This is a genomic window from Halomonas sp. H5 (assembly GCF_050613175.1).
GTDB lineage: Bacteria > Pseudomonadota > Gammaproteobacteria > Pseudomonadales > Halomonadaceae > Bisbaumannia > Bisbaumannia salifodinae.
Window position 1 is genome coordinate 1,172,539 of sequence record NZ_CP192510.1, and the last position, 13,336, is coordinate 1,185,874.

Sequence of the window (13,336 nt, forward strand, 5' to 3'; positions counted from 1 at the left end):
TTATATGTGTGATCGACTCCTTTGTCGAACGATGTCGTCACGTCGATTATCGATACTCCGAGCCGGGCCGCCGGGGAGGAAGTCGGGGCCGTAATGCATGGGATGGTGGTTCCGTCGGAAAGACTCCGGGCCAGGAGATGAGTCAGATCATTATCGCTAACCTGAGTGGCTGTGGGAGAAAGACCATGTCAGAAGATATCCTGGAAGTCACGAGTTCCATCAAGGTCGACGAAAGCCCCAGCGAGCAGGATGATGATATCTCCGTCGCCGACGGGGAGACGCTGTTTTCCGACCTCTACAACCTATTCGGCACACCAGCGAACCTCGCCTTCAAGGCAGGCATGATTGACACCCCGGACGGACTCACGACCATCGGCTGGGCGGCGGACGCGGATGGCGCCCCCATCGTCGACCTCGTCAGCAACCTGATGGCGCTCGACCCCGACACCGGTAACTACGAAACGGTAACGCTCAATACCGATCCGAACGACGACAAGGTGCTGATCGGGAGGACGGAGTCGGGCAATGTCGCCTTTATCGCGGTGATCGTGCCGAGCGAGGACGGCACCTCGTCCGACGTCTATCTCCTGGACTACCTGCCCAAGCAGCACCCCGACGACACGGACCCGGATGATACCGTGGCGCTGGAGGGCCTCTTCGTCAATGTCACCGTGGAGGACACCCTCGAGTTCAGCTTCGATGGTGCGCCTTCGGGGAACAACGATTTCATGGCCTTCGGCGAGCTTGGTGGGGTGGCGATCGTGGTCACCGGCCGCAGCGAAGGCGAGACCGTCAACAGCAGCAAGTCCAATAACGAGCCCACCTCGCTCGCCGCCAACAGCAACAATATCAACGCCGGCGAGGGGCTGGTCATTACCTATGTCAACATGATGGACCCGGACTTCCTGGTCCCTGACCTCTCCGGGCCCGAGGCCAGCAACACGGAAAATATCCAGTTCGAATCGTTGCAATCCGCCACGGAAGGCTCGGTGACCATCGTCAAGGTGGGGCCGGGCGGCACGACCGCGACGGTGCATCTTACCGCGCTTATGACCGAGCAGGAGGAGGGCACCGGCTTTATTCCGGGCATTGCCGACGACACTGTCGTCGAGATTACCGCCGTCTATGTCAACGACGTGGCGGTGGCCTTTACCACCGATGCCAGTGGCACCGTGGAGGTCACGGGCATCACCAACAATGACGTCATCACCTTCGAGACCGCCGGCGAGCATAACCGCGTCAAGGTGGAGAACGGCGGGGAGGGAAATGCCAGGTTCAATATCGGCGGCGTGGCACTTACCGATATCAATACGCTAAGTGACGCGGATGCCATTACCCTGGAGTTCGACGATGACGGCCCGGGGGATCCGACGGTGGCGCTGAGCGGGACCGACCCGGTCGGGCTGACCTTCGACGGCGGGCTGACCGGCGGCAACTTCACCGGCACCGAGAGCGGCGACGACACCAACGGCTCGCCGACGGTCGCGGTGGTCGACTTCTCGACCGCCTTCACCATCGGCAATCAGGACGACTTCGGGGCCGACGGCGCCGGGCAGACGGATATCGACTACGCGCTGCAGCTCGCGGTGGCGGAAGGCACCGCTTCGGGCCTGACCTCGGGCGGGGAGGCGATCAACCTCTACATCAACGGTGACGGCACCCTGGTCACGGGCTCGACCGCCGGAACTGAGGGGGCGATCGACGCCGGCAACACGATCTTCACCCTGGCGCTGAACGGCACCACGGGCGAGCTGACGCAGACCCAGAGCGGGGTGATCGACCACGGCCAGACTGACGAGTACGAGGGTGCCTATATCGTTGATGAGCAGGCGCTGGCCGACGGGTTGGTCGAGCTGGTGGCCTCGGCCGAGACCACCGACAGCGAGGGTGACACCAGCGGCGTCAACTCCGAGGCGCTCGACCTCGGCGGCAACGTGCGCTTCGGCGATGACGGGCCGGGGGATCCGACGGTGGCGCTGAGCGGGACCGACCCGGTCGGGCTGACCTTCGACGGCGGGCTGACCGGCGGCAACTTCACCGGCACCGAGAGCGGTGACGACACCAACGGCTCGCCGACGGTCGCGGTGGTCGACTTCTCGACCGCCTTCACCATCGGCAATCAGGACGACTTCGGGGCCGACGGCGCCGGGCAGACGGATATCGACTACGCGCTGCAGCTCGCGGTGGCGGAAGGCACCGCTTCGGGCCTGACCTCGGGCGGGGAGGCGATCAACCTCTACATCAACGGTGACGGCACCCTGGTCACGGGCTCGACCGCCGGAACTGAGGGGGCGATCGACGCCGGCAACACGATCTTCACCCTGGCGCTGAACGGCACCACGGGCGAGCTGACGCAGACCCAGAGCGGGGTGATCGACCACGGCCAGACTGACGAGTACGAGGGTGCCTATATCGTTGATGAGCAGGCGCTGGCCGACGGGTTGGTCGAGCTGGTGGCCTCGGCCGAGACCACCGACAGCGAGGGTGACACCAGCGGCGTCAACTCCGAGGCGCTCGACCTCGGCGGCAACGTGCGCTTCGGCGATGACGGGCCGGGGGATCCGACGGTGGCGCTGAGCGGGACCGACCCGGTCGGGCTGACCTTCGACGGCGGGCTGACCGGCGGCAACTTCACCGGCACCGAGAGCGGTGACGACACCAACGGCTCGCCGACGGTCGCGGTGGTCGACTTCTCGACCGCCTTCACCATCGGCAATCAGGACGACTTCGGGGCCGACGGCGCCGGGCAGACGGATATCGACTACGCGCTGCAGCTCGCGGTGGCGGAAGGCACCGCTTCGGGCCTGACCTCGGGCGGGGAGGCGATCAACCTCTACATCAACGGTGACGGCACCCTGGTCACGGGCTCGACCGCCGGAACTGAGGGGGCGATCGACGCCGGCAACACGATCTTCACCCTGGCGCTGAACGGCACCACGGGCGAGCTGACGCAGACCCAGAGCGGGGTGATCGACCACGGCCAGACTGACGAGTACGAGGGTGCCTATATCGTTGATGAGCAGGCGCTGGCCGACGGGTTGGTCGAGCTGGTGGCCTCGGCCGAGACCACCGACAGCGAGGGTGACACCAGCGGCGTCAACTCCGAGACGCTCGACCTCGGCGGCAACGTGCGCTTCGGCGATGACGGCCCGGGCGATCCGACGGTGGCACTGAGCGGGACCGACCCGGTCGGGCTGACCTTCGACGGCGGGCTGAGCGGCGGCAACTTCACCGGCACCGAGAGCGGCGACGACACCAACGGCTCGCCGACGGTCGCGGTGGTCGACTTCTCGACCGCCTTCACCATCGGCAATCAGGACGACTTCGGGGCCGACGGCGCCGGGCAGACGGATATCGACTACGCGCTGCAACTGGCGACCGGCGTGTCGGAGGGCGATCCCTCGGGCCTGACCTCGGGCGGGGAGGCGATCAACCTCTACATCAACGGTGACGGCACCCTGGTCACGGGCTCGACCGCCGCGGACGAGGGCTCGGTTGCGGCCGGCAACACGATCTTTACCCTGGCGCTCAATAGCACCACGGGCGTGCTGACGCAGACCCAGAGCGGGGTGATCGACCACGGCCAGACCGACACCTACGACGGCGCCTACATCAGCGACGAGCAGGCGCTGGCCGACGGGTTGGTCGAGCTGGTGGCCTCGGCCGAGACCACCGACAGCGAGGGTGACACCAGCGGCGTCAACTCCGAGACGCTCGACCTCGGCGGCAACGTGCGCTTCGGCGATGACGGCCCGACAATTACCGTCGGCGATGCCTCCGGCACCTATTCGGAGCCGGAGTCGGAGGATCCGGCCAAGGCTACCGGCACCTTCGTCGATGGCCCCGGGGCCGACGGGCTCGCCGATCTGGCGATCACCTTCGATTCGTATGAGATCGACGAAAACGGTCTTATCCAGACATCGAGTATGGATGCCAACGTGACCTTCATGGAGTCGGTCACCGATACGACCTGGACGGGGACCATTACCGATGACTTCAACGGCGACGGCGAGTCCGAAACGGTCGAGTTCACCCTGGATGTCGATCTCGACAATGACACCTATATGGTCACCCTCGATGTCCCGCCGGGACAACAGGTCGAGCTATCGACGGCGGATGGCTCGCTGGATGCCGGTGGACCCGACCCGGTGCGGACGCTGACCCTGCTGGATTCCAGCCAGGTCGTGTTCTCCGCGGTGGATCCCACGACCGACCCGAGCGTTATCTCGGACTTCCTCAACGAGTCGGAGGCCTTCATCGAAGCGGAAGCCAACCACCTGAGCGATGACGAGATGAACGTCAGCACCTCCGGCATCGGGAACGGAAACAACAACTTCGACGGCAACGCGGACTCGGGCATCGACGGAAATGTGACGAATGGTGGCAAGGTCGATGAGAGCTTCGTTATCGACCCGACCGGTTTCAACGTGAGCAGCGTCACGGTCTTCATCGACAACTCGGTGGGTGGTTATGACAACCCTCCCGAAGAGCTCTACTACCGAGTCTACGACGCGGACGGAAACGCGGTGGGCGATCCGGTCCTCGTCACGGAGGATATGCTTTCACCGGAAGCGGGTGGTCAGGTCAGCTTCATGATCGGTGATCCCGAAGGCCCCAACGACATCGACGCGGTGCAACTGTTCATGGGCAGTGGGACCATCAAGATCCCGGTGATCGAGTTCACCACCTCGGAGCAGTTCGATCCGGACTCCCTCGAGTTGAACTTCACCGCAACGCTCGAGGACGACGACCAAGACACCGCGGCGGACACCTTCTCCGTGGACTTCGACGAGGGCGCCGCGATGGAGATGAATACGTCCTCCGTGGACTCCGACTCCTTGCTCTAAGCCAAGACGCGGGCCTGCCATCCGGTGGGCCCGCCTCATCAACTGACTCAGGCCGATCTGCATCGCGCGGGTCGGCCCGTTGCGTTATGTGCCAGGCCGGGACTTCCCGACCGGATCGTCGCCCAGGGAGGCGATAACTGCCGGAACTCATCTATGGGCCGCAAACGCACGTTAACGAGCGCACTCGACGGGCCCGCGTTTCGAAGTATGAGAAAACTCATGCCTTGAGTACGAGCTTGTCCAATATATTGGCATATTGTTTTATGGGGCTTTCTCGTGTTTCCGATGGCAGATAATTGATTCTGTTTTCTTGTGTAATTGATAAGTAAATGGCGGTGGTATGGCTAAGTTTTATATGTGTGATCGACTCCTTTGTTGAACGATATCGTCACGTCGATTATCGATACTCCGGGCCGGGCCGCCGGGGAGGAAGTCGGGGCCGTAATGCATGGGATGGTGGTTCCGTCGGAAAGACTCCGGGCCAGGAGATGAGTCAGATCATTATCGCTAACCTGAGTGGCTGTGGGAGAAAAACCATGTCAGAAGATATCCTGGAAGTCACGAGTCCCATCAAGGTCGACGAAAGCCCCAGCGAGCAGGATGATGATATCTCCGTCGCCGACGGGGAGACGCTGTTTTCCGACCTCTACAGCCTATTCGGCACACCCGCGAACCTCGCCTTCAAGGCGGAGATGATCAGTACACCGGAAGGACTCACGACCATCGGCTGGGCGGCGGACGCGGATGGCACCCCCATCGACGACCTCGTCAGTAACCTGAAGGCGCTCAACCCCGACACCGGTAACTACGAAACGGTAACGCTCAATACCGATCCGAACGACGACAAGGTACTGATCGGGACCGTCGGGGCCACAGGCGACCATATCGCCTTTATCGCGGTGATCGTGCCGAGCGAGGACGGCACCTCGTCCGACGTCTATCTCCTGGACTACCTGCCCAAGCAGCACCTCGACGACACGGACCCGGATGATACCGTGGCGCTGGAGGACCTCTTCGTCAATGTCACCGTGGAGGATACGATCGATTTCAGTTTCGATGGCGCGCCTTCGGGGAACAACGACTTTATGGCGTTCAGCAGCAATCCTGAAGACCCGTCAGATCCTGATGCAGTCGCCATCGTGGTTACCGGCCGCAGCGAAGGCGAGACCGTAAACAGCAGCCAGTCCAATAACGAGCCCACCTCGCTTGCCGCCAACAGCAACAACATCAATGCCGGCGAGGGGTTGGTCGTCACCTATGTCAACATGATGGACCCGGACTTCCTGGTCCCTGACCTCTCCGGGCCCGAGGCCAGCAACACGGAAAATATCCAGTTCGAATCGTTGCAGTCGGCTACGGAAGGTTCGGTGACCATCGTCAAGGTGGGCCCGGGCAATACCACCGCGACGGTTCATCTCACCGCGCTTATGACCGAGCAGGAGGAGGGCACCGGCTTTATTCCGGGCATTGCCGACGACGCCGTCATCACGATTACCGCCGTCTATGTCAACGACGTGGCGGTGGCCTTTACTACCGATTCCAGTGGTACCGTGGAGGTCACGGGCATCACCAATAACGACGTCATCACCTTCGAGACCGACGGCGAGCATAACCGCTTCAAGGTGGAGAACGGCGGGGAGGGAAATGCCAGGTTCAATATCGGTGGCGTGGCGCTTGCCGATATCAATACGCTAAGTGACGCGGATGCCATCACTCTGGAGTTCGACGATGACGGGCCCATGGTGGCCGCCAACCCGACCGTGAAGCTCGATGACGACGCCCTGGCTGGCGGCAATCCCGGCGGGGTAGGGGACGACACGGATGCCGAGAATGTCTCTGGCACCCTCGGACATGACTTCGGCGCGGATGGCCCCGGCGGCTTCGTGTGGCTGACCAGTGGCGCCCCGGCGGGCTTCAGCTATGCGCTGAACGGCCCCGACCTGGAGATTTCCCAGGATGGCGGTGGCGTGGTGCTGACCCTGACCGTCGATGCCGATGGCAATTACACCGTCACCCAGAACGCGGCGATCAAGCACGCCGCGGGTGGTGACGAGAACAATCAGCAGTTCACCGTGGGTTACCGGGTCAGCGACGGCGACAATGATTCTGCCGATGGCTCCATCGCCATCGACGTCGATGACGATACCCCGGAAGTCAACGCCGGCGGTGCGCTGCCGGACCTCGAGGTGGACGAAAGCGACTTTGCTACCGATGACACCCAGGACTTTTCCGGGATCTTCGCGCCGAGCTTCGGCGCCGATGGCCCGGCGGCCGGCGGCGGCCTGAGCTATGCGCTCTCGGTGACCGATGCCGCCAGCGGCCTGGTGGATACGCTGACCGGTCAGGTGGTCATGCTCGCCGAGGAGGGCGGGGATATCGTCGGCAGGAACAGCGACGACGACGAGGTGTTCCGGGTCAGCGTCGACGGGGCCGGCATGGTCACCCTCGACCAGAGCCGGGCGGTCGTTCATCCGAACGATCCGATTCCGAACGACCATAATGAGCTGATCACGCTGGCCGAAGGCAAGATCGGGCTGACCGCCACGGCGACGGACGGCGACGCCGACAGCGCCTCACTGCTGGTGGATATCTCCACCGCGCTGGGCTTCCGTGACGATGGCCCGGTCATCTCGCCGGAGATCAAGGACACTCCGATACTGGCGTTTATCGAGGACGCCTCGTTCAGCGACTCGGGGTTCCTCGACTATGGCGCCGACGGGGCGGGCTCCTTCGAAATCACCGACTTCACCGTCGCCCCCGAGCTCGATCCGACCCTGGGCACGATAACCGGCAGCATCTCGGCTGATGGCATGCTGTTGACCCTGAACAGCAGCGAGTTCGGCGACTTCTTCGAGGTGGCCGTCGATGGGTCGGGCACGGGTAGCTACACGGCGAAGGTGCTGATCGACAGGCCCCTCGTCGAGGAGGCGTTGATCGAGGACACCACCACCCCCGGCGGGCCGGTGGAGGAGATCGACCTGCCGGAGTCGCCGGCCGATCCGATCGTGACACTGGATGGGTTCCTCTTCACCGATCCGAACGACACGACGAACCTGCGGCAGACCTACCTCGATGGCGATAAGGAGATCGGTGATCCAGACGCCGCGCTCGACGACATCAATATCAGCAACAAGGGCGCCGCACTGGCCGACAATCAGTTCGATTTCGGCGAGGGCCTGGCGCTCAACTTCATGGAAGGGGTCGCCGGCGTCAGGTTTATCGTTCAGGGCGGAACGGGCTCCCCGGGCGCCGATCTCACCCTCAAGATGGCGGGCTATAAGGATGGCGACTTCGTGAGTTTCAGTGAAGTGACCTTCACCCTTCCCAAGGGCAATGCCGTCCAGGAGGTCGAGTTCGTGCCGGAAGGTGAGGTCGATCAGATCATCCTTATCCATGACGCGACGGACAATGGCTTCCGTATCCCGGAAATCGTCGCCTTCACCTTCGCCGATATTCCGGATATCGAGGGAACGGTCACCGTCGAGGCGACGGATGGCGACGACGATGCGGTTGGCGATACCTTCGCCTTCTCTATCGACGGTAACGACAATGGTGTGATCACCATAGAGGACAGCCTGCTCTAGGCCGGACCTCTCGGTCGATCCATGACGCCACCTGGTCGGGCCGGCTCGCGTTTCGCGGGTCGGCCCGTTGCGTTGCGCGCCAGACTGGCGCTGCCCGGCCTGTCGGTTGCTCGTATCAGTACCTGCAAGCCGAAGTAGTCAGCCGCGGTCGTCGCGTTTGAGGTATCCCCTGGCGCGGAGGACGCCTTCTACGTATGAGTGGCCGGTGATACCGGCGGTGTGGCCATGTCCTCTGCTATCACTGATCTTGAGGAGAGTGACTCGTGGTATTCAAAAATGCTATAAATTTATAATATTTTTGCCGGTATGCTGCACCCATATTGCGAAAGTGCGACCCAGTGAGTGGAGGTGACAGCGATGTCCGTACCCCAACCCGTCGTGACGCCGTTTTTCGACGAGCCCACCAACACCTTCAGCTATGTGGTGCGGGACCCTGACGGCCCGGCCTGCGCCATTATTGACTCGGTGCTCGACTTCGACTATGCCGCCGGTCGCACCGAGGTGCGCTCCGCCAACGAGATCGTCGACTTCGTGCGGGCGCGCGGCCTCACCGTCGAGTGGATCCTCGAGACCCATGTGCATGCCGATCACCTCTCCGCGGCGCCCTATCTGCTGGATGCCCTGGGTGGCCAGACCGCTATCGGTGCGCGGATTACCGAGGTACAGGAGATCTTCGGCAAGGCCTTCAACGCCGGCAGCGAGTTCGCCCGCGACGGCAGCCAGTTCGACCGTCTCTTCGAGGAGGGCGACACCTTCGCCATCGGCCATCTCGAGGGGCGGGTCCTGCATACCCCGGGGCATACCCCGGCCTGTCTCACCTATGTGATCGGCGATGCCGCCTTCGTCGGCGATACCCTCTTCATGCCCGATTACGGCACCGCCCGCTGCGACTTCCCCGGCGGCGATGCGCGTACCCTCTATCGCTCCATTCAGAAGGTCCTGGCGCTGCCCGACGAGACCCGCCTGTTCCTTTGCCATGACTACAAGGCGCCGGGCCGCGAGACCTATCAGCACCAGACCACGGTGGCCGAGCAACGCGCCCATAACGTTCATGTGCATGAGGGCATCGGCGAGGAGGCGTTCGTGCGCCTGCGTACCGAGCGCGATGCCGGCCTGGGCATGCCGCGGCTGATCATCCCCTCGGTGCAGGTCAATATGCGCGCCGGCGAACTGCCCCCCGCCGAGGACAATGGGCAGGTCTACCTCAAGGTGCCGATCAACCGTTTCCGATAAGCGATAAGGAGGAGCGATAACGTGGATTGGAGCGCAAGCCTGCATGGGCTGGTGGGGGGTATCTTGATTGGCCTCTCCGCCACCTGGTTGATGGGCAGTCTGGGGCGAATCGCCGGCATCAGCGGCATTCTCTCCGGCCTGGCCTTCGAGCGTCCCAAGGGAGACAGCGCCTGGCGGCTGACCTTCCTGCTGGGCCTGATCAGCGGCCCGCTGCTGGTGATGGCACTCGGCGGTGGCCTGGGTAATGTGGTGGGGGAGGCCGGCGTGGATGCCACGGGCGCGGTGATCGGTGCCCCTGCCGGGGGTGTCGGCCTGATGATCGTCGCCGGCCTGCTGGTGGGGCTGGGGACCGGGATCGGCAGCGGCTGCACCAGTGGCCATGGGGTCTGCGGCCTGTCGCGGCTCTCTGCGCGTTCGCTGGTGGCGACCCTGACCTTCCTGGTCATGGCCATGGTCACCGTCTACGGGGTCCGGCATCTGCTGGGAGGTGGTGCATGAAGGCGATCATGGGTTATATCGCCGGGCTGCTGTTCGGCCTGGGCCTGGCCATCTCCGGCATGACCGACCCGGCCCGGGTGCTGGGCTTCCTGGATATCGCCGGGGCCTGGGACCCGACCCTGATGTTCGTGCTGGGCGGTGCCGTGCTTACCACCTTTATCGGCTACCGGCTGGTGTGGCGTCGGGGGGCACCGCTGGTGGGTAATGCCTTCCGGCTGCCCACCCGCCAGGACATCGATGCCCGGCTGATCGCTGGCTCGGCGCTGTTCGGTATCGGCTGGGGGCTCTCCGGCTACTGCCCGGGGCCCGCCTTCGCCTCTCTCGGCGGCCTGACCATGCCGCTGGCGGCCATGCTGCTGGCCATGCTGGCGGGGTGGTTCCTGGCCCGGCGACTGGCGTAGGCCAAAAACGCCTCCGCGATCGTGGCCAGAGGCGCCCGTCGAACTTATCCGATCTACTCCGGCCGCGGTGAGCCCATCACCCGGTCCAGCGCATCATCGGCCGGCAGGCCCTGAGCCATCTCCACCAGCTCGCCCTGGCGGTAGAGAATGCCGGGGGTGGCCATGATGCCCAGGCCATGCATCAGTTGCTGATTTTCGTAGAGGGCCTCTTCCAGGTCCCGGGGCAGTCGCTCCAGGGGGGCGATCTCGCCGCCGGCCTGATGGTCGGCCAGGGCGGCGCTGGGGTCACCGCTGGCCAGCAGGGCGATCGCCTCCCGCGGACTCTGGCTGCTCAATACCCCCACCATGATATGGCGCAGTTGCACCTCGCCGGCCTCCACCCAGGGGCGGGTCTGCTCCCAGAAGGCCTGGCAGTAGGGGCAGCGGGTGTCGGTAAAGGTGTAGACGATGCGCTCGGCGTCATCGCTGCCGTCGGCGATCCAGGTGCTGGCCTCGAGCTCCGCCCAGGTCTGGGCGTCCTGGGGCGCGCGCACCAGGCGCTCCAGGGGCGCGGCGCTCAGGTCATTGCCCTCGCCGTCCTGCAGGGTGCCGACGATCACATGCTCGCCGTCGGGCAGGAGGTAGGCGGCGAATTCCCGTCCCTGGTAGCTGCCGGCATAACCGGTGAGGCCATCGGGCGCGTCGAAGCTGCCGTGGATGGTCAGCCCCTGGTGTTCCAGGGCGGCGATGGGGGCGGGCAGCGTATCGGCCCCGGCGGTCAGGCTGGTGGTGACCAGGGTGGCGCCGAGTAGCAGGGCTCGGGGGAACATGGTGACTCCGGGGGCGGGTAGCTGGGCGTGATATCGGCGAATCGCTACAATAGGACGCAACCCAGCCCATAGTAAATCCCGGAACCCAGCCATGCATTGTCCCTTCTGCGGTGCCCATGACACCAAGGTCACCGACTCCCGCCTGGTGGTGGAGGGCGACCAGGTGCGTCGCCGCCGCCAGTGCACGGCCTGCGGCGAGCGCTTCACCACCTACGAGACCGCCGAGCTGGTGATGCCCCGGGTGATCAAGACGGACGGCTCCCGGGAGAGTTTCGACGAGGCCAAGCTGCGTGCCGGCATGCTGCGGGCGCTGGAGAAACGCCCGGTCAGCGCCGAGTCCATGGAGGCCGCCGTGGAGCGTATCCGCCAGCGGCTGCGTGCCCGCGGCGAGCGGGAGATCCAGGCCCGGGATATCGGCGAGGAAGTGATGCAGGCCCTCAAGCGCCTCGATCAGGTGGCCTATATCCGCTTCGCCTCCGTCTACCGCCGCTTCCAGGATCTCGATGAGTTCCGCGCCGAGATCGATCGCCTGGCCCAGGAACCGCACTTCCCGCCCCACGACGACTGATTTTCCCAAGGAGTCTCATGACGACGCCGACCCCCGAGCAGTGGATGGCTCGCGCCCTGACCCTGGCGCGTCGCGGCCGCTACACCACCCACCCCAATCCCCGCGTCGGCTGCGTGCTGGTCAAGGCGCAGCGTCGGGTGGGGGAGGGGTTCCACGCGCGCGCCGGTGAGCCCCATGCCGAGATCCTGGCATTGCGGGAGGCCGGCGAGGCGGCCCGGGGTGCCACCGCCTATGTGACCCTGGAGCCCTGCGCCCATCAGGGGCGTACCGGACCCTGTGCCCGGGCCCTGGTTGATGCGGGGGTCGCCCGGGTGGTGGCCGCCATGCAGGACCCCAACCCCCGGGTGGCCGGCCAGGGGTTCGCCATCCTGCGCGAGGCGGGCATCGAGGTGGCGTGCGGCGTGCTGGAGGCCGAGGCCCGGGCGCTCAATCCGGGGTTTATCCTGCGCATGAGCGAGGGGCGGCCCCATGTGCGCCTCAAGATGGCCATGAGCCTGGACGGGCGCACCGCCATGCGCTCCGGGGAGTCCCAATGGATCACCGGCCCCCAGGCGAGATCCGCGGTGCAGCGGCTGCGCGCCCAGTCCAGCGCGGTGATGACCGGGGTGGAGTCGATCATCATCGATAACTCCCGGCTGACGGTGCGTGCCGATCAGTTGGGACTCGAGGACGCCGAAACGATTGCCGAGCGCCAGCCATTGCGGGTGGTGGTGGATTCCCGGCTACGCCTGCCCGAGGCGGCGGCCTGCCTGCGTGAGCCGGGACGGACCCTGGTGGCCACCTGCAGCGAGGATGCCGAGCGGCGTGAGCGGCTGGAAGCCGTCGGCGCCGAGGTGCGGGTGTTGCCGGCGGGGGAGGGCGGCCGGGTCGATCTGGCCGCCCTGCTGCGTCACCTGGCCGCCGCCGAGGAGGTCAACGAGGTACTATTGGAAACCGGTGCCACCCTGGCCGGGGCCATGCTCGATGCCGAGCTGGTGGATGAGTTGCAGCTCTTTATGGCGCCGACCCTGCTGGGCGGCGAGGCGCGGCCCCTGTTCCAGTTGCCGGGCCTGGAGCGCATGGCCCAGCAGCGCCCCCTGGAGATCCTCGATATCCGCGCCATCGGCAAGGATTGGCGGATTACCGCCCGGCCCAAGACGGCCTCCTGAAGTGTAGGGCCGCGGCCAAAGCCAGCTCCCGCGGTGTGGGCCGTCACCGGGGTGGCAGGAGCCTGCTTCAGCAGGCGATGAGATTGGGCAAATCGCCGGCTAAAGCCAGCTCCTTGTGTCTCTCGAGAGGAGGTGATTAGCTACCACCGCCTCACTGGCCTGGAGGGTAACCCGTCCAGCTCCTGATGGGCATTGACCCTGCATCGTAGATGGGCCCCTCCAGGCTCCTTGATCTCACCAGTTTGAAC

At 64.9% G+C, this 13,336-nt stretch carries 8 protein-coding genes; 7 read left to right on the top strand and 1 reads right to left on the bottom strand.

Annotation, left to right across the window (positions count from 1 at the left end; translation table 11 throughout):
- The first annotated feature begins 185 nt into the window (after positions 1 to 185).
- The 5 genes from ACQ1W9_RS05365 to ACQ1W9_RS05385 all read left to right on the top strand — a co-directional run bounded on the left by ACQ1W9_RS05365 (position 186) and on the right by ACQ1W9_RS05385 (position 10,563).
- Positions 186 to 4,847, top strand: coding sequence for a beta strand repeat-containing protein (locus ACQ1W9_RS05365; RefSeq protein WP_431025684.1), 4,662 nt, complete (start codon positions 186 to 188; stop codon positions 4,845 to 4,847).
- Positions 4,848 to 5,383: 536 nt separating this feature from the next.
- The gene (locus tag ACQ1W9_RS05370) at positions 5,384 to 8,431 is read left to right on the top strand and encodes a DUF5801 repeats-in-toxin domain-containing protein (protein ID WP_431025685.1); all 3,048 of its coding nucleotides are present in this window, start codon (positions 5,384 to 5,386) and stop codon (positions 8,429 to 8,431) included.
- Positions 8,432 to 8,788: 357 nt separating this feature from the next.
- A complete protein-coding gene (locus ACQ1W9_RS05375) occupies positions 8,789 to 9,664 on the top strand; it encodes an MBL fold metallo-hydrolase (protein ID WP_431025686.1) in 876 nt (291 codons plus the stop codon).
- Between the two features lie 21 nt (positions 9,665 to 9,685).
- The gene (locus ACQ1W9_RS05380) at positions 9,686 to 10,162 is read left to right on the top strand and encodes a YeeE/YedE family protein (protein ID WP_431025687.1); all 477 of its coding nucleotides are present in this window, start codon (positions 9,686 to 9,688) and stop codon (positions 10,160 to 10,162) included.
- A complete protein-coding gene (locus ACQ1W9_RS05385) occupies positions 10,159 to 10,563 on the top strand; it encodes a DUF6691 family protein (protein WP_431025688.1) in 405 nt (134 codons plus the stop codon). The genes ACQ1W9_RS05380 and ACQ1W9_RS05385 overlap by 4 nt, the downstream gene beginning before the upstream one ends.
- Before the next feature lie 53 nt (positions 10,564 to 10,616).
- Here the strand turns inward: ACQ1W9_RS05385 and dsbG are convergent, their stop codons facing one another.
- On the bottom strand, positions 10,617 to 11,372 hold the full coding sequence (dsbG, locus tag ACQ1W9_RS05390; protein ID WP_431025689.1) for a thiol:disulfide interchange protein DsbG: 756 nt from the start codon (positions 11,370 to 11,372) through the stop codon (positions 10,617 to 10,619).
- Between the two features lie 91 nt (positions 11,373 to 11,463).
- On the opposite strand from dsbG, the gene nrdR reads away from it, so the two are divergent.
- Together nrdR and ribD are read left to right on the top strand one after the other, a co-directional pair.
- The gene (nrdR, locus tag ACQ1W9_RS05395) at positions 11,464 to 11,940 is read left to right on the top strand and encodes a transcriptional regulator NrdR (protein WP_431025690.1); all 477 of its coding nucleotides are present in this window, start codon (positions 11,464 to 11,466) and stop codon (positions 11,938 to 11,940) included.
- A 17-nt stretch (positions 11,941 to 11,957) separates the two neighbouring features.
- Positions 11,958 to 13,088 carry a bifunctional diaminohydroxyphosphoribosylaminopyrimidine deaminase/5-amino-6-(5-phosphoribosylamino)uracil reductase RibD gene (gene ribD, locus ACQ1W9_RS05400; RefSeq protein ID WP_431025691.1) on the top strand — a complete coding sequence of 377 codons (1,131 nt, stop codon included), beginning with the start codon at positions 11,958 to 11,960 and terminating at the stop codon, positions 13,086 to 13,088.
- Positions 13,089 to 13,336: the final 248 nt, after the last annotated feature.